The following is a 23,536-nucleotide window of genomic DNA, read 5'->3' as shown; positions in this document are numbered from 1 at the left end:
AACGAGTTTATTCTACTTTAAAATCAACAACAGCGTCTAATTTAGGATATTTTTTATCACTCACAAAGCGTTTACCTGTACAATCTATTTCCTTCCACCCTTTCTTTCTACTACAATCACCTACTTCTACCACATAAGGCACAAAGCTAATTTCCTCATCTCCTTCATTATAGACTTCCTTATATTGTACCGCTACATCTAGCACACAAGGGAAATTAGTATTTAGTTTTACATTTCTATAAATAACATCATAATGAGTTTCTCTATTTTCTGGAATCTCAAAATACTTCTCATATTCGCCAGTTTCTCCTTTTAAATCAGCCATCGCCCTTAGAGCGTAGTAAAGAGCCTTAGTGTAATATTCCCTCGTATTTGCACGAATATAATCATCAAAGAAATGCCCACCTTCAAACAAAACGGTAGGAATTCCTGCTTTCATAAAATTATCTCCCGTAGAAGTAGGGTAAAACTCATCTGAATAACGCCCTATTTGATTTGGAATTTCTATTGATAACTTGCTAAAAATCTCAGCAATCACCGCCATACTTTTCTTTCTATTTTCTGTAACTTCTCGCTCTATATTTTCAGATGGAGATAAAAAAGATAAAGTCGCAGGGTGAACTGCATCTGTTGTAAAAATAGTTCTCTGGTCATGCAAGTTAAGAGCATAGTGATAATCACCATTTAAAACGATTTCTTTTAGAAGTCTCATTTCTAAAGAAGATTCTTTAACAAAATCTCTGTTAATATCTATATCCAGAGCATTTCTTCTCGTCCAAACAGCTGAACCATCAGGATTAAGCATCCAAATAAAATCCAATCTTATATCCTGCCAAAGTTGTTCTGATAAAGATGGATTATGCTCCAAAGATTCCAATAAATCTAGCATAGCTAAAGTTGCAGTAGATTCGTTACCGTGCATCTGACTCCAAGCGACTACACTGGTTTTCCCTTTCCCTATACTCATCATATAAATAGGTCTCCCCATAGGAGAGGTTCCTATCTGCTCTAAAACATTCCCATACTTCTCTTTTAGAAAAACAAATAATTTTTCGGGCGAAATATATCTATTTTTAAAGTTTACATCTTTAACATACGAAAACACATTTGTCATAACAAATATTTTTACCTCCACAAAGATAATACTAAAAAAGCAAAAATAATATTTTACTTTTGTAAATTATTTAAACACCCCTATATGACTAAATGTCTGTTGATAAAATTGTGGATTAAATACAATTTAATTAAAAAATATTAAATATTAAAAATCAGTATTTTATAAATTTTATATAAAGTATTTTGTTAAATTAACTTTAATTATAAATATGGTTATTTATCCCCATTTGTAGAAACTAACATTAAACACTTACAAATGTGTATTTCACGAAAAACGTCCATATTTTCACTTTTGTAATTAGTTAAGATTTTTTATTTTCATATCTTTGCTTTATGACAAATGAAACTATATTTCTACTAGGATTTTTAATATTCATTGGGATTGTTATGGCTCTAGATCTAGGGGTACTTAGCAAATCAAAAAATAAAAAAACTGAAGGCATTTCATTTAAGAAAGCCTTGCTGATGAGTATTTTTGTGGTCTGCCTATCTATGGTCTTCTACTCTATCTTGTTAGGTTTTGGACATCAATTACATGGTATTGATAGTATTGAAAAGCTAGAAACTATTGTTCATAAGCATAGGCATCCTATAAAAATAATCCCAAATGATTTAGAAACGAGTATCCAGATTTATAACCAAAATCTAGGACTAGAATATCTTACAGGTTACGTAGTAGAATACGCTTTATCGGTAGATAATATATTTGTAATTGTACTAATTTTCACAGCTTTTGGTGTTGAGAAAAGGAACTATCATAGAGTGCTATTTTGGGGAATTTTGGGTGCTGTTGCTATGAGGTTTATGTTTATTTTCATAGGAGCCGCTCTTATAGAAAGGTTTGCTTGGATAATGTACGTTTTTGGAGCATTCCTAGTATTTACAGGGATTAAAATGTTCATCTCTAAAGAGGAAGAAGAAAGTATAGATACCGAGAAGCACCCTATAGTAAAGTTTGCTAATAAGTATTTTAAAGTTCATAATCAATTTGTGGGAAATAAATTCTTTGTAAATATAGATGGGGTAAAAAAAATGACCCCTCTATTTCTAGTACTCATTATTATAGAATTTACCGACTTAATCTTTGCCGTAGATAGTATTCCTGCTATTTTCTCTGTTACTAAAGACCCTTACATAGTGTTCTTTTCTAATATTTTTGCAATCATAGGTCTTAGGTCTACGTTCTTCCTATTGGCAGGAATTATAGATAAATTTAGATTCTTAAAAATAGGTTTAGCGGTATTGCTTACTTTTATAGGAGCGAAAATGCTTCTGCACCATCAGCTAGATGAGCTTGGATTTACCACTACACATTCGCTTATCATAATTGTAAGTATTTTGGCTGTAAGTATTCTTGCCTCTTTAATTCCAGCGAGAAAAACAGATTAAATTCTACGAATATTTACATATTTAAAATTAAATATAGTGCTTATAATAAATTATTTATAAGCACTTTTTATTTTTGTAAATTTTAGATTTTATCTTTATTTTACAAATGTTTATTGCTAACTCATTTATTTATTTTACTTTTGTAAAAGTTAATGATTAACAATTGTAATCTCTATTTTATGAGTTTAAATGAAAGAATATCCAAAGTTATAGCTTATTCGGAACTTACCGCCTCTGATTTTGCTGACGAAATAGAAGTACAGCGTTCTAGTATTTCTCACATTACTTCAGGGAGAAACAAACCCTCTCTTGACTTTATTATAAAAATAAAAGACCGATTTCCAGAAGTTGAATGGGATTGGCTCATCAATGGAGAAGGTGAAATGCTAAAAACCGATAATCCCTCCGAAAGTGATAGTAAAGAACAGCCCACCTCTACCCTCCCCGATTTATTTAGTTTTGAGGAAAATTTTATTAGTGAGAAAAAAAAACAAGTTTTCCCTAATCCACGAGAATCTCATAAAACGGAAGTAGATAAAGAAACTGAATCTATAAAAGAATCTCAGCCATTAGAGAAAAAAGTAGAAAATTCAGGCTCCGAAAAGATTATTAACATTGAAAAAGAACCTAGCACTCAAAAAGTTAAAAGAGTGGTTTTATTTTTTGATAATGGAAAGTTTGAGAGTTACGAAATGTAATTACGTTTTACTCTTTTCAACCAAAAAAGTAGTCTAACCACAAAAACTACTTCTAGCAGAAAAATATAATTACAACTAAAATATCCCACTGTTATAGTATGCCAAGTAGCCAATACCTGATAAATAATCCGATTGATTATTATACATAATACTATTTATGCGACATTTTGTTAAAACCCTTAATCAACAATATATAAGGAAAATAAAAATTAAGATGCTAAAAAATAAAAGAAATCTTTATTCAATAATTACGCTGATATTTCTCTTTCAATTATTTATATTCTCGGATAATTTAATGCCATTTTCTTGGGGTAAATTAAAAGTTGAAGGCTTGGCTTGCACTTGTCCTGATTTAACTGTTAAAACAGGAAAAATATATTTGAGAACAATAACACCAGATAGTCTAAAGAGATTTAATATTGATTATTCAGAAATATATTTAACTGAAAATTCTTTTAAAAAATTCCCAAAGAACTTTAATCCTTCTTATATCTTTGATCCAAACTTTATAGAAGGGAAAGTTGTTGGAAAAAGAAATATTGAAGGCGAAAAGCATTGGAATTTAGTTTTTGATGTAAGTAATTGGCAAATTTTAAACCCCTTGAAAGATATTCTAATTAAATTTTCATTCTTTTTGCAAATAATAATTTTTATAATATACTACTTGAAAAATGAGAAAAACATCACATAACATGGGGGTTGCAAGATGCGGAATTGAAGGTGATCTCAGAAAATTTCTAGAAAATACCCGCTTTTAGTTCTCTCGCAATTTAGGAAATAGAAAACGTTTTTGCTGGAGTTTCGTTATCCTCTCAACTTTCGATTGCAGTAGACCACACCTTGCAAGACTCCTTTCCATAAAAAATTTATTAATCATATTCACTTTTTTATCACAAAATATTTTATAAAATATTGAATAACTTCTAAATATAAATTAATTTAATATCCCTCGAGAGGAATCTTTTTGGTTTCATCTACAATCTCATATTTTAAGGCTTTAGCAAGAACAAATATTTCGTTAAGGTTGGTCATAAGTTGCTTTGCTCCTTGTTTCTTTAAATCTTCCTGATTAACCCTTTTGTATGCCTCATCTTTAGCATTTTGAGTTATTTTTTTAATGTCCTTCTCATCAAAACGGTCAAAAAAAGAATCGTCTAGAGATTGTATTTCTACACTTGGTATAATCTTAACTTGTGGCTGTGGTAACTCTTTTATAATTAGCTTCTTATCAGTGCTATCTACTTCTATCTTCATTTTGGTTAAATCATAGGACACCTGTGCCATAGTCTTAGTAAAAGTGATGATTTTCTTCTCAGTAGATGGCAAGAGACTGCTCCCTAAAAGCTCAGATTTAATAGTGGTTTTCTGCATACTAGAAAAGTTTTGCTCCATAACCACCATCTTATTCATTTTAGAAATTTGGTTGTTAATAAGGTAATAATCACTTATGATTTTATCTCCTTTTTTGGTCGTAAATCCCTTCCATACAAAGAAAATAAGGAGCATTACTAAAACGCCCCCTACAAATCCTATAATAACTTTAATATTTTTCAATTTAGGTTACTTTTTCTTTACTAAATTATACAAATCTTGTTCCAAAAAGCCTGTAGATGGTGCTTCTACAATACGCCCAATCTCTCTTCCGTAGCGTTCTAAAACAATAGTTGGTACTTTTTTCACATGATAATCTAACTCCTCACTTTCTGGTGATTCCATTCGTTTAGAAAGAGCTATTATTTTCATTTTAGATAATGGATAATCAACTTCTTTTAATATTTTAACTAGCCTAGGGAACTCTCTATGGCTATCCCCACACCAAGTGCCCACAAAAACGGTAAGACTGTATTTATTAAGTTCTTTGCTTTTTTTAAGTAGTGCTATAGTATTTTTATCTGTTTCGTAGTTTGCATATTCCTCATCATACCAGGTTTTAAACGGCTCCTGTTGAAACTGACTAAGCGTTTGCTTTCCTAATAAAACTTTTCCATACTGTTCAGAGTCTACTTGACGATTAACAACTGTTTTCTCAACCACTCCACAAGAAGCTATCCCCAATAACAATACGGTACTTAGAGCAATTTTTTTTATCATGATATTATTTTTTATTTTTCTATTATTGATTTTAAATCTGCTGGAGAATAATATTTATTTTTCAATACTTTATCATCAGAAACTCTGTGTACATTGTATTTCCCTCCTGATTTTTCATAATAAGCCTCCTCCCCTTTTGTTTCCTTATAGAAAGCTACTGTCTCCTCTGCTTGTTGTTCGTTTTCACAAGCTTTAGACATATTAGACCTTTGTACTTCATTAAATAATTCCACAAATTTTTCGCCTAACCCAAACTCTAATACAGCTCCACTCAACACATACTGCAAGTCGCATAAGGCATCTGCTATTTCTACTATATTTTGGTCTTCTATCGCTTGTTTTAGTTCATTTAATTCTTCCTGTAAAAGGCTCACTCTTAACTCACATCTCTCCTTAGACGGAATTTGAGGTTGGTCTAATATAGGCGCATTAAAGGTTCTGTGAAACTCTGCTACTTGATTAAGGCTATCTATTTTTTCCATGTTTAATGTCTTATAAATCTATTATTATAAAAATGATTTATCAAAAGAAAACGGCAATAAGTCTCTTATACACTTTGTTTTATAAATTTCGCCAGAAACAGAAGCAAAATAAATTTCTATAGACTCTTCTTGAAGTGCTTCATACTCCAAAATACTCTGCCTACAGGCTCCACACGGAGGAATTGCTATTGATGAAATACTATCTTTTGGCGCACCAATTACAAATAACTTCTTCATTTTAACACTTGGATAATTGGCAGATGCCCAATAAATGGTAGTTCTCTCCGCACACAACCCTGACGGGTAAGCTGCATTTTCTTGGTTGCTCCCCGTTACAATTTCCCCATTTTCTAAAAGAATAGCACAGCCTACCAAAAAGTTAGAATAAGGTGCATAAGCCTTCTCTCTAACTGTTTTAGCTGCTTCGTATAGTTTTTTTTCTGTATCATTTAAAGCCTCAATACTTTCAAAGACTTCAAATGAAATATGAAGTGATTTTTCCATTTTCATTAGGTAAAATAAGAGGGTAAAAGTACGGATTTTTATTAAAAAAAACAATTAAAACCCTTACTCCGCCATATACCAAGTCATTTTTTCTAAATACTCTGGTTTAGGTTTAATAAATTTTATGATTTTTTTATCATTGGGTGTGGTAAGTCTGTAAAAAATAATTTTATCTGCGTGATATTTAAAATAAGGATGTTTCTTAAGCCACTCTTCGGGAGCATTAGATAAACTATATTTCTTTACTTTAGAAGCATCTAAATATGCCGTTTCTATCAACTTTTGAGTTAAATCAGGGTCTATATAGTAGGCTTCTAGAATTTGTTTTTTGTTAGCAAACCCACCGAGTAGCCCTCTAAACGAAATATAACTTTTAGCTGCCTTGGGTGTAAAACCAAATTCAACTAATTGCTCATAAGAAATCTCATTAAGGTCCACCGAAGCAAAATTAGTCTTTATCTGAGGTTTTGTAGTTTCTATTACCGAAGGTTCCTCATTTTTAATTCTAATATAAGGACTTAATGCTTGGAATTTTTCATCAGAAATCACAAAACATTTCTTAACATCGTCTGCTGTTTTAAATCTTCCTTTGAGTATTTTCTGCTTATAGTTTACAATAACGGCAGATTGTTTTTCCGAGAAACCTAGCTTTTGCCAGCCTCCTAAATCTAAATCATTAGGATCAAAAGGTTGATATACAATACTTTCTTTTTTTTCTCTAATTTCGTTGGATGTGCTAGGATTTACTTTATTTGGCAAAAGAACATACGGTGCTATAATAGCATAATTTTCAGGACTTAAGGTATAGCAGTCTCTTAATTTTTCTTTGCTAATGAAACTTCCACCCAAATAATTTTTATATTTGATAAAAGATAGAGCTTGCTTTTCTGAAAAACCAAGCTTCACCCAATCCGAAACGGAGTATAAATCTGGATTAAAAGACTTATTTACTGTAATTTTAGACTTATAAAACGACTGATGAGATGAATTTTCATGAGATTTAGCTATTTTATCAGGAAGCATTATAAATTCTGACAATTCGCTAAATTTCTCTGCCGAGATTACATAACATTTAGATAATTCTTCTTTAGACGAAAAAGAACCTCCCAACAAATCTTTATACTTTAGGATAGTTTCAGACTGCCGTTCAGAAAACCCTAAATTTTGCCAATCTTGTAAACTTAGCTGATTAGGATTAAATGGGGTAAGATTTAATTTTTCTCTATTTTGGTGTTCTACCGAGGTGGTAAAAGTTAGCTCAGGTAATGGTTGGTCTTCTTTTTGTTTTTTATAAAAGTAAAAAAATATCTGAATTCCTAAAAGCAACACTGCTATAACAGACCACCCCAACACTTGCTTTTTTATCATACTGAACTCCAGTTTAGAGAATGGCTTTTTCATAGCATTTACTTTTAGTTAGATGCCACCAAATTAAATAAAATTATGGAATTGAAAAATAGTTTATGAATAAATCTCTAAACTCTTTTAGATTAGTACTTTTTTAGACTTAACAGCATAAAAATTTGCCAAATCAGTACAATAATTATTTCAGGAATAATGATGTAAAAACTTAAGTCATAAAATTCTTTATGATACATAAACTTAAAAAAGAAATAACTTACTAAAGGAAAAAGAAAAGTTAAAAGAATCAACCAGATAAAGTATTTTTTAATATCAATCTTACTACCAAAAATTTTATTGTGATTTACAATAGTCAAAATACCACCCAATAATGAAACACCACAAACAGAAAACCAAAAATAAAGCTGAAGCTCTGAGCTTCTAATAGAAAAGAATTTAGTAAAAAACGATACTATGACAAATCCTAAAATCCATTCAGAGATTATATACCAAATACTTTTTTTATTCAATAATTTGGTTTTGGGAGAAGTTATAATGCCAAAATTTAAACACGACAACGATAAGAGAGCATTGAAAAAGATTACCGAAATTTTTATTGAAAAACATAATTCATAAACACAACAAAACAACATCAGATTTGAAATAATCAAATAGAATATATCTAAAAATTTACGATTATTCATTTTTATCAAATGTTAGCCGCATTTACTCCTTATCCACTAAAGCATCTTTAAGTTTGGTAAGTTCTGATTTTATAAACTCTAGGCGGTCTATTATTTCTACCGTTTCGCTTACTTTTTCATTGGTAGCCAATGCCACTCTAGCACCGTCTAAAGTATAGCCTTTTTCCTTTACTAAATGATAAATTATCTTTAGGTTATCAATATCCTTAGGTGTGAAATATCGGTTGCCTTTCTTGTTTTTTTTAGGCTTTATTACAGGAAATTCTTTTTCCCAATATCTTATGAGTGATGTATTTACATCAAACGCTTTGGCAACTTCGCCTATAGAATAATATAGTTTTTCTGGAAGATTAAGTTTCATATTTATACCAAATTAGAACCACAATTACAGTGGGTTAAAGCAAAAATACAAATAATCTCTAAACCTTAGTCTGGTTGAACAAAAAATATTTGAATATTAGCCACTTGGACTGATAATATTTACTAAGTTGATTTTTATCTCTCCTACGCCAAGTTCCGTACGCTTGAGCATAGAAACCAAAATGAGCCCTTACCACTGCCCAAAGATGAGGAAAACCGTTTTTAACCCCAAAATAAAGCCCTGCCACACCATCTAAACACAACCGAACGAAAATAATCCACAACAGATAGACAGGTAGATTTTTAAGCAACATAGAAAGATTATTCCTTATATTAAGATAGGTTTTATAAGGACTTTGTTTATTAAGAGTACCACCTCCCACATGATACACTCTAGAGAGCCCGGTATAATAGATTTTCTTTCCTAAATTCCTCAATCGCCAGCAAAGGTCTATCTCTTCCTGATGGGCAAAAAAACGCTCGTCAAAACCACCTATACCAAAAAAATCTTCACTTCTAATAAATAAACAACACCCCGAAGCCCAATGTATCTCACATACATCATCATATTGCCCCTCATCTTTCTCCAGCGTATCAAAAACCCGACCTCTACAGTAAGGATAACCTAGGTTGTCTATCATTCCGCCACCCGCTCCTGTAAATTCAAAATACTTTTCGTTATTAAAGTCTAATATTTTAGGCTGTACCGCAACGATATTCTCATCTGATTTGAACAAATCTAAAACAGGCTCTAACCAACCAGAACTCACCTCTACATCAGAGTTTAAAAGACAAAAAATATCTGCCTTTATAGCCTTTAAACCTTCATTATATCCACCTGCAAAGCCGTTATTTTTTAAGTTTTTAACCACTTTAACCTCTGGAAAGTTTCGCTCTAAAAAAACAACAGAATCATCTGTGGAAGCATTATCTATCACCCAAATATCTGCTCCTTGAGAATGCTTAATTACATTAGGCAAAAATCTTTTAAGCCAATGCTTTCCGTTCCAATTAAGTATTGCTATTGCTAATTTCATAATTTTATTGTTTAGCAAAAGTTTTAATGGCGTCTTGATACTTCCATCGTCTATGACTCCAAAGCCAATTATCTGGTCGTTTTTTAATAGTGGTTTCTAGCATTTTATAAAATTTATTAACCACTTCGTACGGCTGAAATCGCTCTCCATCAGGGTAAATTCTGTAATAATTAACTTGATAAAATCCTCGTTTAACCTTTTTCATTTCACAATAAATAAAGATTAAATCCATTTTGGTAGAAAGTTTATCATACCCAATAAAGGCAGGTGTTTTTTGATTTAAAAATTCTAAACCATAATCTACATCTAACACATAAGGTGACTGGTCTGCTACAAACATATACACCGAATTACCATCGTTAGGCTGCTTCAATATATGCCTTACCACTTGCTTAGCCTCTAATGCTGTATTACCAAAACGACCTCTAATGAGTTTAACTTTTTCTTCCCAAAAAGCACTTTGCATTTTTCTGTACACGGGAAAACAATATTTTTGTGGAACCACTTCTGCAAGGGCATTAAACCATTCCCAATTAAAGATGTGTCCGGAAAGCATTATAATATTTTTCCGCTCTTCTAACGCCTCCGAAAACAAATGTTGATTAATATGCTGAACCCTTACCCTTAATTCGTTATTAGACACAGTAAAGGTTTTTAGTGTTTCTACAATATAGTCTGCAAAGTTTTGATAAAAATTTTTACAAATTGCATTGATTTCCGTTTCGGACTTCTCAGGGAAAGATTTTCTTAAATTCTCCAAGACTACTTTTTTTCGGTAACCTACTATATAGTAGCTTAGTACAAAAATAAGGTCAGAGAAAATATAAAGCACCCTTAAAGGAAGTTTAGAGATGATATAAACGGTTCTAAAAAGGATATTATTTAGCATTGATTTTTCTTAACGACTGCAAATTTACAAATTACAAAACAGATGAGATGTCAGAATTATTCTTTATTTTTGGGATTTAAACTTAAAATCAAAAATTATGAAATACCGTTATTTAACCCTAGGATTGATGAGTGCCACACTCACTATTTTATCTTGCAATAAAAATGCAGAGAACCCAGCTAGCAATACCAATGATAGTACAGAAATTAAACAAAAACTAGCCGAACAAGAAAAGGACAAGCTAGAAAAACCCTACCACCCAGAAGATAACGCTGAGGAGAAAATTGCAACCTTAATTTCTCAAGCTCAAAAAGAGAATAAAAACATCATTCTACAGGCAGGTGGCAACTGGTGTATTTGGTGTCTTAGATTTAATGATTACATCAACAAAATACCTGAAATAAAAGAAATTATAAACCAAAATTATCTCTACTATCATTTGAATTATTCAAAAGAAAACGAGAACAAAGCTCTATTTGAAAAATATGGCAATCCTGGAGAGAAATACGGTTATCCTGTATTTATTGTTTTAGACCAAACAGGCAAGGTAATCCATATACAAAATAGTGCCGTATTAGAAGAGAACAAAGGCTACAGCCTAGATAAAGTGAAGGCATTCTTCAACGAATGGAAGCCTAAAAACCTCTAAAAACAAACTGAGGTTATCTTTTTTAGAGATAACCTCAATTATTTATTTTTTCAAAAAATCAGCTATAAGTTCTATTGGCCTGCCTATAACGGCTTTTTCTCCTTTAACCACTATTGGGCGTTCTATCAGACGAGGATTATTCAGCATTATTTCTAAGTATTCTACCTCTGTATAGCTTTTATCTCCATAGTTTTCTTTAAAGAATGTGTCTTTCTTTCGGATAAGTTCAGACGGCTTCATTTCTAAAAATGAAAGTATTTCCTCTAAATGTTCCTTAGTTAAAGAATCTTTGAGAAGGTCAAACATTTCCACATTCTCATTAGTAGAGTTTAGCAGTTCTAAAGCTCCTCTTGACTTAGAACATCTGTTATTATGGTATAATTTTATCATAATTTTTGATTTAAAAAATCCGCTAAAGTTAGCGAGCTTTGCTCTCCTGTCTCTAAATTTTTAATAGAAACTTGTTTATTTTTAATTTCTTCTTCCCCCACAAATACAATATATGGAATCCCTTTTTTCTCCGCATAAGTGAATTGTTTTTTCAACTTAGCAGCCTCTGGATAAAGCTCGGAAGAAATACCTTTAGCTCTTAATTGCTGTATAATATCCATAGCGTGAAAAGCCTCCTGCTCACCATAATTAGCAAAAAGATACTGTACATTTTGAGATACTTCTTGTGGAAAACGATTGAGCTCTTCCATAACTAGATAAATTCTATCTAAGCCAAAAGAAATCCCTATTCCAGGAATATTTTTAACACCGAAAACTTCTGTTAGATTATCATATCTACCACCACCACCGATGGAGCCTAACTGTACCTCGTTAGACTTAACTTCAAAGATAGCACCTGTATAGTAGTCTAGTCCTCTTGCTAGAGTAATATCAAATTGAAGCACCTTTGAAGAAACACCTAAAGCAAGGCATTGTTTAATCACAAATTCTAATTCTTCAATACCTTTCAGCCCTACTTCTATATCAGAAAAACGCTCTTTAAGTGCCGATAGATATTCTAAATTATCCTCCAATGGGCTGAATAGAAACTCCAATTTCTCTATCGCTTCAATAGGTATATTTTTACTTTTAAGCTCTTCTATAACCCCATCTTTACCGATTTTATCTAACTTATCTAAAGCTACAGTAAAATCTATCAATTGTTCTGCTATACCCGCATAAATAGCTAATCCTGAAAGTATTTTTCTGTTATTGATATGGATTTTAACATCTAAATTAAGCTCTGTAAAAGACTTTAAATAAAGCTGAACCAACTCTACTTCTTGCCAAAGGCTTTCACTACCCACAACATCAGCATCGCACTGATAAAATTCTCTAAAACGACCTTTCTGTGGTCTATCAGCACGCCATACAGGTTGAATTTGGTATCGTTTGTACGGAAATACAAGCTGACCATGATTCATAGCTACAAACCTCGCAAATGGAACGGTAAGGTCGTATCTCAGTCCCTTATCGGATACTTTGGGCGTGAGTTTTTTATGGTCTTTTTCTATTAAATTTTGTTCTGATATTTTACTTAAATAATCTCCAGAATTCAAAATTTTAAAAATAAGCCTATCTCCTTCCTCCCCATATTTCCCTGTAAGAGTTGATAAATTTTCAAAACTAGGTGTCTCTAATGGAGAAAACCCAAACAGCTCAAAATTCTTTTGTAAAACACTAATGATATATCTTCTACGATAAACTTCTAATGCCGAAAAATCTCTTGTTCCCTTTGCTAAACTAGGCTTCATAAACTCATCACTTTTAAAGCTACAAAAGTACAGAAAAATAAGTTGTCCACAATATTACTGTAAAATCTTATAAAATGTGTCTATTTGTCAGTAATTTTAATTTGGCGAAAAATTTGTTTTGAGATAAAATTATAAAAGACTTAAAATATGAAAAAAGCACTTATTGTGGTAGATGTTCAGAATGATTTCTGCGAAGGAGGAGCTTTAGCTGTACCAAATGCTAATGAAATTATCCCTTACATCAACCTTTTAATTGAGGAAAACCAATATGATAAAATAATTTTCACACAAGATTGGCACCCTGCAAATCACAAATCATTTGCTTCTAATAATGGTAAAAAAGTAGGCGAAACCATATCACTGAACGGCGTACCACAGTTTATGTGGCCAGACCATTGTGTTGAAAACTCTTTTGGTGCAGAATTCCATAAAGACCTAAATACTAGCAAAGTAGATTATATTGTAAAAAAAGGTAAAAACCCAGAAATAGATAGCTATAGTGCATTCCAAGACAATAATCATTTCATGAAAACGGGGTTAGCTGACTATCTTAAAGAAAACGATATACAATTAGTAGAAATTGTTGGCTTAGCACTAGATTATTGCGTTAAATATACTTGTTTAGATGCTGTTAAAGAAGGATTCTTAACCTGTTTACACTTTAATGGTACTCGTGCTGTAAATGTAAAACCTGAAAACGAGAGAGATGCCATCTACGAAATGCTAGAAAATGGTGTTACCATTTTAGGTTAAAAAAATAAAACACTTATAACTATTTATAAGTGTTTTTTCTTTCATATCAATATAAATAAAAAAGCTGAGAAGTTTCCCTCTCAGCTTTCCTTTTGCTAAAATATACTCTAGAATTTAACTCCTAAACCTACTTGGAAAGTATTGTTTTTGTTAGTTGTATTATCTGATGCAGAAGTTGTTCCATTTTTAGAAATATCTGTAAAACCAGCTACATATCTAGCATTAACACCTATGTTTGGTGTAATATCAAACCCTAAACCTAACCCCATTCCAAAGTTGAAGCTATTAAAGTTGTCCTTATTAAGTTCCGTAACTGTTTGCCCTGATTTTAAAGGAGTTTCATAAGAAGTCTTAGCATTTGCTCCTACTAAAAAGCTAAACTCTGGACCAGCTTCCAAATAAAACTGTGGAGTCGCTTTATACTGAAACATTACAGGAACTGAGATATAATCCAAGTTTAATTTAGTTTCTGCCTTTCCCAGTATTCCAGCATCCTTTATCGTTTTAGAACCTAAATTGTTATAAAGTACCTCAGGCTGAATACTAAAATCTCCTGATATAGGTGCATTTAAAAATACCCCTGCATAGTAACCTACTTTAGCTTTGGTATCATCATAGCCTCCTTTAGAGATAGAAGATACATTTAAACCTGCTTTTGCTCCAAATTGTTGTCCGAATACAAATGAACCAGCTACTACCGCTAATCCTAAAAATAATTTTTTCATAATTCCAATTTTTAATTTTATAAAATTTGTTTTTACAACAACCTTCTAATCAAAAGGCTTGCCAAAAATTAAACAATTGATTAAAATCAAACATAAAAATAATCTTTACTTACTGTATTTCAGTCAAATAAAAAAGGTTTAGATATTTTTCAATCCAAACCTCAACTTTAGTTATTTTAATATTATTAAATATGTTTCTACTTTTGGTAAGCCTCAGTGTGTACCTTTGCTACCACTCTTCCAGAAGGATCGTTCATATTCTTGAAAGATTCGTCCCAAGCCAATGCGGTAGGTGTACTACATGCCACAGATGGCACAGACGGAACGGTAAGTGCTGCCGCTTCCGAAGGGAAATGTTCTTCAAAAACACTTCTGTAATAATATTCTTCTTTAGATGTAGGCGTCTGCACAGGAAAACGAAACTTAGCATTAGCTAGTTGCTCATCTGTTACCTTTTCATTCACTAGTTCTTTAAGCTTATCTATCCAGCTATAGCCTACTCCATCAGAAAATTGCTCTTTTTGTCTCCACGCTACAGATTCTGGTAAGACATCTTCAAAAGCCTTTCTGAGCACCCATTTTTCCATTCGTTCTGGAGTAACCATTTTATCTTTCGGATTGATACGCATAGCTACATCCATAAACTCTTTATCTAAAAACGGTACTCGTCCTTCTATCCCCCAAGCCATAAGAGATTTATTAGCTCTTAGGCAATCATATTGGTAAAGTTTATCTAATTTTCTTACCGTTTCGTTATGAAACTCTTCTGCATTCGGAGCTTTATGAAAATAAAGATAACCTCCAAAAAGCTCATCTGAACCTTCTCCAGAAAGCACCATTTTTATACCCATAGATTTAATTACTCTCGCCATTAAATACATTGGAGTAGAAGCCCTTACTGTAGTAATATCGTAAGTTTCTAGATAATAAATTACATCTCTTATAGCATCTAAACCTTCTTGTATTGTAAATTTTATTTCATGATGAATGGTCCCTATATGCTTTGCTACTTCTTTCGCTGCTTTAAGGTCTGGAGAACCTTCTAATCCTACCGCAAACGAATGTAGTTGAGGATACCATGCTTCAGATTGGTCATCAGTTTCTATTCTTTTAGCAGCATATTTTTTAGCTATGGCTGAAGTAATAGAAGAATCTAAACCGCCTGAAAGCAGCACGCCATAAGGTACATCAGACATTAGCTGACGGTGAACGGCAGCTTCTAAAGCCTCTCTAAGTTCAGATAGATTAGTGGTATTGTCTTTTACATTATCAAACGCTCTCCATTCTCTTTTGTACCACTGCTCAAATTTGGCATCTTTACTGTGCCAGTAGTGTCCAGGAGGAAATATTTCTATTTTAGAACAATAACCTTCTAAAGCTTTAAGCTCCGAAGCTACATAAAATGTTCCATTTTTATCCCAGCCTATATACAAAGGAATAATCCCCATATGATCACGAGCGATAAAATATTCATCTTTTTCAGTATCATAAAGAGCAAATCCAAAAATACCATTAAGTTCATCTACGAAATCTTTCCCCTTCTCTTGGTAAAGAGCCAAAATAACCTCGCAGTCAGATTCTGTTTGAAACTGATATTTCCCCTCAAATCTTTTACGAATTTCTCTATGATTATAAATTTCACCATTTACAGCTAAAACCAACTTTCCGTCAGGACTGAACAGTGGCTGTTTCCCAGAAGTAGGATCCACAATAGCTAGACGCTCGTGAGCGATAACCGCTTTATCGTCACTATACACACCACTCCAATCTGGACCACGATGACGTATCTTTTTTGACATTTCTAATACCTGAGGTCTAAGACTCTCCGCCGATTGCTTTATATCAAAAGCACAAACAATTCCACACATATATATTCTCCTAAAATTATAAATCTACGACAAATTTATTATATTTACATGATACCAAGCCTTCTTTAAATCAAAAAAAATAAAAAAAGTGAAAGAAAAATATTTTTTGAGGGCAATTCCGTATCTTTGCACAGATTGTAAAATAAACTATAATACTTAAAGAATATTATGTTCCGAACACATACCAATGGCGAACTTTCGCTAAAAAATCTTAATGAAAACGTAACACTTTCTGGCTGGGTACAGACGATAAGAGATAAAGGTTTCGTAGTCTGGATAGACCTTAGAGACCGCTATGGTATCACTCAACTTGTTTTAGATGAGGAAAGAACTACTAAAGAGCTACTAGAGAAAGCTAAAAAATTGGGAAGAGAATTTGTAATACAAGCCAAAGGAAAGGTTATTGAAAGAAGTAACAAAAATCCTAAAATCTCTACAGGAGAAATAGAAATATTGGTAGAAGAACTAAATATTTTAAATGAATCTCAACTTCCGCCTTTTACCATAGAGGATGAAACAGATGGCGGTGAAGAACTTAGAATGAAATATCGCTATTTGGATATTAGAAGAACATCTGTGAAAAACAAGCTCATCTTCCGTAGTCAGATGGCACAAGAAGTGAGAAATTACCTTTCTAACCAAGGTTTCATAGAGGTAGAAACACCTGTACTCATTAAATCTACCCCAGAAGGAGCTAGAGATTTTGTAGTGCCTAGCCGTATGAATGAGGGGCAGTTTTACGCTCTACCACAATCTCCACAAACCTTTAAACAACTCTTAATGGTAGGTGGAATGGATAAATATTTCCAAATTGTAAAATGTTTTAGAGATGAGGATTTAAGAGCGGATAGACAGCCTGAATTCACTCAAATAGATTGTGAAATGGCATTTGTAGAGCAGGAAGATATTATGAATGTGTTTGAAGGTATGACGACTCATCTCCTAAAGAAAGTTACAGGGAAAGATTTTGGAGCCTTCCCTAGAATATCCTTTGCAGAGGCTATGCAAAAGTATGGTAACGACAAGCCAGACATCAGATTCGGAATGGTATTTACTGAGTTGAATGAAATTGTTAAAGGAAAAGATTTTAAAATATTTGATGAAGCAGAATTGGTAGTCGGTATCAATGTAGAGGGCTGTGCAAACTATACTAGAAAGCAGATAGATGAACTTATAGATTGGGTAAAACGTCCACAGATAGGTGCTAATGGAATGGTTTGGGTAAAATATCAAGAGGACGGAACACTAACCTCTTCGGTTAATAAATTCTATACTGAAGAAGATTTAAAACTAATTGCTGGAAAATTCGGAGCAAAAGCAGGTGATTTAATGCTTATCATGAGTGGAACGGCTTCCTCCGTAAGAACTCAACTTTCTGCTCTAAGAATGGAATTAGGTAACAGATTAGGCTTAAGAAAACCTGATGAGTTTGCTCCTCTTTGGGTGGTAGATTTCCCTCTTTTAGAGTGGGACGAAGAAACTCAGCGTTACCATGCGATGCATCACCCATTTACCTCACCAAAGAAAGAAGATTTACAATTACTAGAAAATGAGGCTAGTAAAGCTAGAGCTAATGCCTATGACTTGGTACTTAATGGTAACGAAATTGGAGGTGGTTCTATTCGTATTTACGACCGAAATCTACAATCTAAAATGTTTAATCTGTTAGGTTTTACGGAAGAAGAAGCAGAAGCACAATTCGGATTTTTAATGAATGCCTTTAAATATGGCGCTCCACCTCATGGCGGACTTGCTTTTGGTTTTGACCGATTAGTGGCTATTTTAGACGGCAACGAAGTTATTAGAGATTATATTGCTTTCCCTAAAAATAATAGTGGTAGAGATGTCATGATAGATGCTCCAAGCAACATCGCTGAAGAACAACTAGAAGAGCTGCACTTAAAACTAAGAAACTAAATAATATAGTAAAACCTCTCTTAAAGAGAGGTTTTTATATTTTATTCTATTATAGAGAGAAGAAATTACTCCCCCTAATAGAGTAGTTTTCACAGACCAATTAAAAAAAACGCCTAAAAAGCGGTTTTTTATTTTAGTTAAATTGTGATGAAATTACATCATACCTGGCATTCCGCCTCCCATTGGTGGCATTGCAGATTCTTCTTTAGGTAACTCTGTAATTACACACTCCGTAGTTAATAGCATACCAGCCACAGAAGCTGCATTTTCTAATGCTACTCTAGTCACTTTGGTAGGGTCTATAATCCCTGCTTCTAGCATATTAACATACTCGTCAGTTTTAGCATTATATCCAAAGTCGCCTTTACCTTCTGAAACTTTAGCTACAACTACAGAACCTTCGCCACCTGCATTGGCTACAATTTGTCTCAATGGTTCTTCTATAGCTCTTTTAACTATTTTAATACCTGTGTTTTCATCTTGGTTAGCACCGTTAAGATTCTCAAGAGAAGCAATGCTTCTTACTAAAGCTACACCTCCACCAGCTACGATACCTTCTTCTACTGCCGCTCTAGTAGCGTGTAATGCGTCATCTACTCTATCCTTCTTCTCCTTCATTTCTACTTCAGAAGCTGCACCTACATAAAGAACTGCTACACCACCAGCCAATTTAGCTAATCTTTCGTGTAATTTTTCTCTATCGTAGTCAGAAGTAGTGCTTTCCATTTGAGCTTTGATTTGATTTACTCTAGCTTTAATTTGAGCTTCATCTCCAGCACCATTCACTACCGTAGTATTGTCTTTATCTATAACTACTTTTTCTGCTCTACCTAGCATATCAATAGTTACATTATCCATAGTAAAGCCTCTTTCTTCAGAAACTACTTGTCCACCCGTTAAGATAGCAATATCTTCTAACATCGCCTTTCTTCTATCTCCAAATCCTGGAGCTTTTACTGCAGCGATTTTTAAAGAACCTCTTAGTTTATTAACCACTAATGTTGCCAACGCTTCACCTTCTACCTCTTCTGAAATGATAAGTAAAGCTTTACCTTGCTGAGCTACTGGCTCTAAAACAGGCAGTAATTCTTTCATTGAAGAAATTTTCTTCTCTACTAAAAGGATGTACGGATTGTCTAACTCCGCTACCATTTTATCTGGATTTGTAACGAAATAAGGCGACTGATAACCTCTGTCAAACTGCATACCTTCTACCACATCTACCGTAGTATCTGTACCTTTAGCCTCCTCAACAGTAATTACACCTTCTTTACCTACTTTACCAAAAGCTTCAGCAATAAGACTACCTATTGCATCATCGTTATTTGCAGAAATAGAAGCTACTTGCTTAATCTTTTCAGAAGAATCTCCTACTGCTTGAGATTGAGATTTTAAGTTTTCTATTACAGTAGAAACTGCCTTATCAATCCCCCTTTTTAAATCCATAGGATTAGCTCCAGCAGCCACATTTTTAAGACCTTCTCTCACGATAGCTTGTGCTAATACAGTAGCTGTAGTGGTACCATCTCCTGCCAAATCATTGGTTTTAGAAGCTACTTCTTTTACCATCTGAGCTCCCATATTCTCTACTTTGTCCTCTAACTCTATCTCTTTAGCCACAGAAACACCGTCTTTAGTTACATGTGGAGCACCGAAAGACTTTTCTATAACTACATTTCTACCTTTGGGTCCTAAAGTTACCTTAACTGCATTTGCTAATGCATCTACACCTCTTTTAAGTGCATCTCTTGATTCTATATCAAATTTAATGTCTTTTGCCATTTTTATATCTAATTAAATTATTGTTATGAAAACACAGATTAAACCTCTGTATTACCTATTTTTTATTGATTGATTTTTAACCTAAAATACCTAAAAGATCTCCTTCTCTTACGATAAGATAATCTTTACCATCAAGTTTAAGTTCTGTACCAGAATACTTGCCATAAAGCACTTTATCTCCTACTTTTACAGTCATAGGCTCATCTTTTTTCCCTGCACCTACAGCTACTACTACACCTTCTTGAGGTTTTTCTTTTGCTGTATCTGGGATAATAATTCCTGATGCTGTTTTAGTTTCAGCTGCTGCTGGTTCTACCAAAACTCTGTCTGATAATGGTTTAAAATTTACTGACATATCGTTTTAAATTTTTATTGTTTAATTTTAACTTCTACTCTAGACACGAAAAAAATGCCAAACACCATACGGCAACAATCATAAGACATTTTGACACATTAAAATGACAAAGATTTATAAAATATGACAAGAATTAAAACAGTAGTGATAAAAAATTTCCTATTGCCTCTCTATATAAACAAAAAACGGATTGAAATATTTTCTTTTCAATCCGTTTTATATTATTTAATAAAAACAATCTACTTCTTACTAAATTTCATTAGTGGTAGTTGGTCTTTGTAAAGTGTAAGAGTAATGCCATCACTTTCGTATCTATTGGCTTTTTCCAACATTTTTAGAAAGTTTTGTTCCACCAACATATCCTTACAAGCCATTCTAGTAGAACCCACATTCTCTACCGAGAAAGCTCCCGTTTGTGCATCTGTTTTAAGCTGTCCAAAATAATTGTTACACCCAGAGTTTCCTGATACTTTCTCTGTTTCTACTGTTAAAGTAGGTACTTTACTAGAGCCGAGTCTGCTTTCCGCTAAAACCCACTCTGTTGATAATAGACTAACTTGATTCTTTTTACTCTTAGTTGTAGTTGTATTACCAACCGTGGCACAAGAAAACATCAGCAAACCTATACCTAATGTTAATATTATATTTTTCATAACCTTTTTATTTGTATTTACGAGCGTAGCTCTGCATTAAAATTTTTCTCAAAGAGTGTGATTAGCCCTCCCATTATTTCTGAAATTTCTTTTTCTTCTAATGTTTTTTCTTCATTAAGAAGTTCAAAACTCAAAGCGTAAGATTTCTTACCCTCTGGCAAATTCTTACCTTCGTAAACATCAAACAGATTAACCGATTTAAGATACGGCGACGGCTTCTTCATCACCTCTTGATATAAATCTGAATAAGTGATGTTTTTATCTAAAAGTAACGCTAAATCTCTTCTTATCTTATTAAATTTAGGTATTTCTCTAAACTTAAAGTTACCTTTAATCCTCAATTCTTGACAAGCCTCTACTTCTATCTCTGCATAAAAGGCCTCCTGCTCCATATCTGCAGATTTAAGATATTCTGGTGCTACCTTACCTAGCCTTGCCAATACCTTACCATCAGAAACAAATTCTAACCCATCACTGAAACGAACATCTTGCAAAGGTTTCTCCTGAATAGTAATACCTAAAACTTCTAACGCTAATTTAGCATAAGACTTTAAGTGATAGAAATCTGTACTAGATTTCGGTACAAGCCAATTTTCAGATTGATGTCTACCAGAAATCAGCATTGCTAGTTGCTTTCTTTCTTTATAAGTTTCAAATTTATGATAGATTTTACCTAACTCAAAAAACTTAATATCCGTATTTTTACGGTTGATATTGTAGACTGCATTCTGTAATAAACCTTCTAATAAAGAAGTTCTCATAAATGCCAAATCATTACTCAATGGGTTAAGTAATTTAACCGCATTGGTTTCATCTTTTACCGTAGTAAGAGAGTTGTTCATCACTTCATTAAATCCATTGGACTGTAATAATCTAGCCCAAGTATTTTCTAAAGCATCTTGGTCTTCAAAACTCAATTTTACTGGTGAAAACGCAATCTTCTGAGGACTATCTATTTTGTTATATCCATAGATTCTAAGTACTTCTTCTATTACATCTATTTCTCTAGTAACATCTGCCCTATAAGTCGGCACAGAAAGCTCTAGACCGTCTGGAATTTCGTTAAGAATTTCTATTTCAAGCGATTTTAATATCTTCTTTACCGTTTCACGGTGAATTTTAACTCCTAGAATTTGGTCTAACTTAGAATATCTAAATAGCACATAATGCGGATTTATTTTCTCAGGATAAACTTCTATTAAATCTCCTACAAGTTCTGCTTCTGCCACTTCTTTAAGAAGGCTTATCGCTTTGGTAATGGCTATTCTAACCGCATTAACATCTACACCTCTTTCAAAACGGAAAGATGCATCTGTATTTAAACCATGAGCTTTCGCTGCTTTTCTTACCGATACTGGATTGAAATAAGCACTTTCTAAAAAAACTTTTGTCGTTGAATCTGAAACACCAGAATCTGCTCCACCAAATACCCCTGCGATACACATTGGCTTATCGGAAGTGTCTTTTATCATAATTTCTGCACCGTTAAGCGTTCGCTCCACGCCATCTAAAGTGGTAAATTTAGTTCCAGAATTACAAACACCTACAACTACTTTTTGTCCAGAAATTTTATCTGCATCAAACGCATGTAGAGGCTGCCCCAAGCCGTGTAAAATATAGTTGGTAACATCTACCACATTATTGATAGAATTTAAACCTATGGCTTTAAGTTTATTTTTCAGCCACTCTGGAGAAGGCTTTACCTTCACATTATCTAAAACAGCTCCTATATATCTAGGGCAAAGCTCTGCATCTTCTACCTCTATAGAAAATCCATGCTCACCTTCTGGCTGAAAAATATCAGACGATACCTTTTCAAACTCCGTTTCGGTGATATTAGACGCGTACAGAAAAGCATTTAAATCTCTAGCCACACCATAGTGAGACATCGCATCTGTTCTATTAGGCGTTAGCCCTATTTCATAGACTTCATCTTTAGTGATTTCAAAATAATCTGCAAAAGGCTTCCCTACTTCGTGAGTTTCATCTAAAACCATAATTCCATCATGGTTAGTCCCTAACCCCAGTTCATCTTCAGCACATATCATTCCTTCGGATACCTCTCCTCTTATTTTAGCCTTTTTGATTTCAAAACTATTCCCTTCTTTATCATAAAGCGTTGTTCCTACTACTGCCACAGGTACTAATTGCCCAGCCTCTACATTAGGTGCTCCACATACAATTTCTAAAACCTCACCTCCTACATCTACGGTTGTTTTTTTAAGTTTATCTGCGTTTGGGTGTTTTTCACAAGTTAAAACTTTACCTACCACAATACCCTCTAAACTTCCTTTTACACTTTCAAAAATTTCTATCCCCTCTACTTCTAGCCCTATATCTGTAAGGTAAGCTCCTATCTTCTCTGAAGTCAAGTCGGTTTTGATATAGTTTTTTAACCAATTATTTGATATTTTCATTCTTTAATATGTGTTTGAAAATCTTTATTATTTTTAAAATATTGACTTAAATTTTCCTTAA

Annotated in this window: 24 protein-coding genes; 6 read left to right on the top strand and 18 right to left on the bottom strand. The window is 33.1% G+C overall.

The window, feature by feature from the left end; genetic code table 11:
• Positions 1 to 7: 7 nt before the first annotated feature.
• A complete protein-coding gene (locus tag VIX88_RS00690) occupies positions 8 to 1,114 on the bottom strand; it encodes a M14 family zinc carboxypeptidase (protein ID WP_064970000.1) in 1,107 nt (368 codons plus the stop codon).
• 335 nt (positions 1,115 to 1,449) lie between these two features.
• Between VIX88_RS00690 and VIX88_RS00685 the strand changes: the two genes are divergently transcribed.
• The 3 genes from VIX88_RS00685 (at position 1,450) to VIX88_RS00675 (ending at position 3,894) form a co-directional block, all read left to right on the top strand.
• Positions 1,450 to 2,505: a TerC/Alx family metal homeostasis membrane protein gene (locus VIX88_RS00685; protein ID WP_214193946.1), complete on the top strand. Its 1,056-nt coding sequence runs from the start codon at positions 1,450 to 1,452 to the stop codon at positions 2,503 to 2,505.
• Between the two features lie 152 nt (positions 2,506 to 2,657).
• Complete coding sequence (locus tag VIX88_RS00680) at positions 2,658 to 3,203, top strand: helix-turn-helix domain-containing protein (protein WP_064970004.1); 546 nt, start codon at positions 2,658 to 2,660, stop codon at positions 3,201 to 3,203.
• Between the two features lie 214 nt (positions 3,204 to 3,417).
• Complete coding sequence (locus VIX88_RS00675; RefSeq protein WP_127919819.1) at positions 3,418 to 3,894, top strand: hypothetical protein; 477 nt, start codon at positions 3,418 to 3,420, stop codon at positions 3,892 to 3,894.
• 248 nt (positions 3,895 to 4,142) lie between these two features.
• Here the strand turns inward: VIX88_RS00675 and VIX88_RS00670 are convergent, their stop codons facing one another.
• The 9 genes from VIX88_RS00670 to VIX88_RS00630 all read right to left on the bottom strand — a co-directional run bounded on the left by VIX88_RS00670 (position 4,143) and on the right by VIX88_RS00630 (position 10,611).
• Positions 4,143 to 4,757 (bottom strand): DUF4230 domain-containing protein, encoded by a 615-nt coding sequence (locus tag VIX88_RS00670; RefSeq protein WP_064970009.1) that lies wholly within the window; start codon positions 4,755 to 4,757, stop codon positions 4,143 to 4,145.
• A 6-nt stretch (positions 4,758 to 4,763) separates the two neighbouring features.
• Complete coding sequence (locus VIX88_RS00665; protein ID WP_064970011.1) at positions 4,764 to 5,294, bottom strand: TlpA family protein disulfide reductase; 531 nt, start codon at positions 5,292 to 5,294, stop codon at positions 4,764 to 4,766.
• An 11-nt stretch (positions 5,295 to 5,305) separates the two neighbouring features.
• The gene (locus tag VIX88_RS00660) at positions 5,306 to 5,776 is read right to left on the bottom strand and encodes a nucleoside triphosphate pyrophosphohydrolase family protein (RefSeq protein WP_064970012.1); all 471 of its coding nucleotides are present in this window, start codon (positions 5,774 to 5,776) and stop codon (positions 5,306 to 5,308) included.
• Between the two features lie 24 nt (positions 5,777 to 5,800).
• A complete protein-coding gene (cdd, locus tag VIX88_RS00655) occupies positions 5,801 to 6,286 on the bottom strand; it encodes a cytidine deaminase (protein ID WP_081276906.1) in 486 nt (161 codons plus the stop codon).
• 57 nt (positions 6,287 to 6,343) lie between these two features.
• Positions 6,344 to 7,681: a helix-hairpin-helix domain-containing protein gene (locus tag VIX88_RS00650; RefSeq protein WP_064970013.1), complete on the bottom strand. Its 1,338-nt coding sequence runs from the start codon at positions 7,679 to 7,681 to the stop codon at positions 6,344 to 6,346.
• An 89-nt stretch (positions 7,682 to 7,770) separates the two neighbouring features.
• Positions 7,771 to 8,325, bottom strand: coding sequence for a hypothetical protein (locus tag VIX88_RS00645; protein WP_127919820.1), 555 nt, complete (start codon positions 8,323 to 8,325; stop codon positions 7,771 to 7,773).
• Between the two features lie 22 nt (positions 8,326 to 8,347).
• On the bottom strand, positions 8,348 to 8,686 hold the full coding sequence (locus tag VIX88_RS00640) for a MerR family transcriptional regulator (RefSeq protein WP_064970017.1): 339 nt from the start codon (positions 8,684 to 8,686) through the stop codon (positions 8,348 to 8,350).
• A gap of 58 nt (positions 8,687 to 8,744) precedes the next feature.
• Complete coding sequence (locus VIX88_RS00635) at positions 8,745 to 9,722, bottom strand: glycosyltransferase family 2 protein (RefSeq protein ID WP_064970020.1); 978 nt, start codon at positions 9,720 to 9,722, stop codon at positions 8,745 to 8,747.
• Positions 9,723 to 9,726: 4 nt separating this feature from the next.
• Positions 9,727 to 10,611: a lysophospholipid acyltransferase family protein gene (locus VIX88_RS00630; protein WP_004918796.1), complete on the bottom strand. Its 885-nt coding sequence runs from the start codon at positions 10,609 to 10,611 to the stop codon at positions 9,727 to 9,729.
• A gap of 97 nt (positions 10,612 to 10,708) precedes the next feature.
• Here VIX88_RS00630 and VIX88_RS00625 point away from each other — a divergent pair, with 97 nt between their 5' ends.
• Positions 10,709 to 11,260 (top strand): thioredoxin family protein, encoded by a 552-nt coding sequence (locus VIX88_RS00625; protein WP_064970022.1) that lies wholly within the window; start codon positions 10,709 to 10,711, stop codon positions 11,258 to 11,260.
• Positions 11,261 to 11,302: 42 nt separating this feature from the next.
• On the opposite strand, the gene VIX88_RS00620 is transcribed toward VIX88_RS00625, so the two are convergent.
• Positions 11,303 to 11,650 carry an ArsC/Spx/MgsR family protein gene (locus tag VIX88_RS00620; protein WP_064970024.1) on the bottom strand — a complete coding sequence of 116 codons (348 nt, stop codon included), beginning with the start codon at positions 11,648 to 11,650 and terminating at the stop codon, positions 11,303 to 11,305.
• The gene (gene hisS / locus VIX88_RS00615) at positions 11,647 to 13,005 is read right to left on the bottom strand and encodes a histidine--tRNA ligase (RefSeq protein WP_064964678.1); all 1,359 of its coding nucleotides are present in this window, start codon (positions 13,003 to 13,005) and stop codon (positions 11,647 to 11,649) included. Before hisS ends, VIX88_RS00620 begins: the two co-directional genes overlap by 4 nt.
• Positions 13,006 to 13,152: 147 nt before the next feature.
• Between hisS and pncA the strand changes: the two genes are divergently transcribed.
• The gene (pncA, locus tag VIX88_RS00610) at positions 13,153 to 13,758 is read left to right on the top strand and encodes a bifunctional nicotinamidase/pyrazinamidase (RefSeq protein ID WP_214193945.1); all 606 of its coding nucleotides are present in this window, start codon (positions 13,153 to 13,155) and stop codon (positions 13,756 to 13,758) included.
• Positions 13,759 to 13,865: 107 nt separating this feature from the next.
• On the opposite strand, the gene VIX88_RS00605 is transcribed toward pncA, so the two are convergent.
• Entirely contained in the window at positions 13,866 to 14,483 is a 618-nt protein-coding gene (locus VIX88_RS00605; protein WP_064970028.1) for a porin family protein, read from the bottom strand.
• Positions 14,484 to 14,680: 197 nt separating this feature from the next.
• Entirely contained in the window at positions 14,681 to 16,351 is a 1,671-nt protein-coding gene (gene asnB, locus VIX88_RS00600; protein ID WP_064970030.1) for an asparagine synthase B, read from the bottom strand.
• 168 nt (positions 16,352 to 16,519) lie between these two features.
• Between asnB and aspS the strand changes: the two genes are divergently transcribed.
• On the top strand, positions 16,520 to 18,268 hold the full coding sequence (gene aspS / locus VIX88_RS00595) for an aspartate--tRNA ligase (protein ID WP_064970032.1): 1,749 nt from the start codon (positions 16,520 to 16,522) through the stop codon (positions 18,266 to 18,268).
• Positions 18,269 to 18,421: 153 nt separating this feature from the next.
• On the opposite strand, the gene groL is transcribed toward aspS, so the two are convergent.
• The 4 genes from groL to pheT form a co-directional block, all read right to left on the bottom strand.
• Positions 18,422 to 20,050 carry a chaperonin GroEL gene (gene groL, locus VIX88_RS00590; RefSeq protein WP_064970034.1) on the bottom strand — a complete coding sequence of 543 codons (1,629 nt, stop codon included), beginning with the start codon at positions 20,048 to 20,050 and terminating at the stop codon, positions 18,422 to 18,424.
• Between the two features lie 76 nt (positions 20,051 to 20,126).
• On the bottom strand, positions 20,127 to 20,405 hold the full coding sequence (locus VIX88_RS00585; RefSeq protein WP_004919811.1) for a co-chaperone GroES: 279 nt from the start codon (positions 20,403 to 20,405) through the stop codon (positions 20,127 to 20,129).
• A 239-nt stretch (positions 20,406 to 20,644) separates the two neighbouring features.
• Entirely contained in the window at positions 20,645 to 21,058 is a 414-nt protein-coding gene (locus VIX88_RS00580; protein WP_214193944.1) for an META domain-containing protein, read from the bottom strand.
• Positions 21,059 to 21,075: 17 nt separating this feature from the next.
• Positions 21,076 to 23,475, bottom strand: coding sequence for a phenylalanine--tRNA ligase subunit beta (gene pheT / locus VIX88_RS00575; RefSeq protein WP_064970038.1), 2,400 nt, complete (start codon positions 23,473 to 23,475; stop codon positions 21,076 to 21,078).
• Between the last annotated feature and the right edge of the window lie 61 nt (positions 23,476 to 23,536).

This window comes from Riemerella anatipestifer (genome assembly GCF_035666175.1).
Lineage (GTDB): Bacteria > Bacteroidota > Bacteroidia > Flavobacteriales > Weeksellaceae > Riemerella > Riemerella anatipestifer_D.
Note: the sequence above shows the minus strand (reverse complement) of the source record. Positions and strands in the feature narration are given on the sequence as shown.

Coding starts and splice junctions, on each gene's coding strand:
- pncA (WP_214193945.1), top strand. CDS start 13,153: ATGAAAAAAGCACTTATTGTGGTAGATGTTCAGAATGATTTCTGCGAA.
- VIX88_RS00585 (WP_004919811.1), bottom strand. CDS start 20,405: ATGTCAGTAAATTTTAAACCATTATCAGACAGAGTTTTGGTAGAACCA.
- VIX88_RS00650 (WP_064970013.1), bottom strand. CDS start 7,681: ATGAAAAAGCCATTCTCTAAACTGGAGTTCAGTATGATAAAAAAGCAA.
- VIX88_RS00665 (WP_064970011.1), bottom strand. CDS start 5,294: ATGATAAAAAAAATTGCTCTAAGTACCGTATTGTTATTGGGGATAGCT.
- aspS (WP_064970032.1), top strand. CDS start 16,520: ATGTTCCGAACACATACCAATGGCGAACTTTCGCTAAAAAATCTTAAT.
- VIX88_RS00630 (WP_004918796.1), bottom strand. CDS start 10,611: ATGCTAAATAATATCCTTTTTAGAACCGTTTATATCATCTCTAAACTT.
- VIX88_RS00660 (WP_064970012.1), bottom strand. CDS start 5,776: ATGGAAAAAATAGATAGCCTTAATCAAGTAGCAGAGTTTCACAGAACC.
- VIX88_RS00620 (WP_064970024.1), bottom strand. CDS start 11,650: ATGATAAAATTATACCATAATAACAGATGTTCTAAGTCAAGAGGAGCT.
- hisS (WP_064964678.1), bottom strand. CDS start 13,005: ATGAAGCCTAGTTTAGCAAAGGGAACAAGAGATTTTTCGGCATTAGAA.
- VIX88_RS00625 (WP_064970022.1), top strand. CDS start 10,709: ATGAAATACCGTTATTTAACCCTAGGATTGATGAGTGCCACACTCACT.
- VIX88_RS00690 (WP_064970000.1), bottom strand. CDS start 1,114: ATGACAAATGTGTTTTCGTATGTTAAAGATGTAAACTTTAAAAATAGA.
- VIX88_RS00635 (WP_064970020.1), bottom strand. CDS start 9,722: ATGAAATTAGCAATAGCAATACTTAATTGGAACGGAAAGCATTGGCTT.
- VIX88_RS00685 (WP_214193946.1), top strand. CDS start 1,450: ATGACAAATGAAACTATATTTCTACTAGGATTTTTAATATTCATTGGG.
- VIX88_RS00605 (WP_064970028.1), bottom strand. CDS start 14,483: ATGAAAAAATTATTTTTAGGATTAGCGGTAGTAGCTGGTTCATTTGTA.
- VIX88_RS00675 (WP_127919819.1), top strand. CDS start 3,418: ATGCTAAAAAATAAAAGAAATCTTTATTCAATAATTACGCTGATATTT.
- asnB (WP_064970030.1), bottom strand. CDS start 16,351: ATGTGTGGAATTGTTTGTGCTTTTGATATAAAGCAATCGGCGGAGAGT.
- VIX88_RS00680 (WP_064970004.1), top strand. CDS start 2,658: ATGATTAACAATTGTAATCTCTATTTTATGAGTTTAAATGAAAGAATA.
- groL (WP_064970034.1), bottom strand. CDS start 20,050: ATGGCAAAAGACATTAAATTTGATATAGAATCAAGAGATGCACTTAAA.
- cdd (WP_081276906.1), bottom strand. CDS start 6,286: ATGAAAATGGAAAAATCACTTCATATTTCATTTGAAGTCTTTGAAAGT.
- VIX88_RS00645 (WP_127919820.1), bottom strand. CDS start 8,325: ATGAATAATCGTAAATTTTTAGATATATTCTATTTGATTATTTCAAAT.
- VIX88_RS00580 (WP_214193944.1), bottom strand. CDS start 21,058: ATGAAAAATATAATATTAACATTAGGTATAGGTTTGCTGATGTTTTCT.
- VIX88_RS00640 (WP_064970017.1), bottom strand. CDS start 8,686: ATGAAACTTAATCTTCCAGAAAAACTATATTATTCTATAGGCGAAGTT.
- pheT (WP_064970038.1), bottom strand. CDS start 23,475: ATGAAAATATCAAATAATTGGTTAAAAAACTATATCAAAACCGACTTG.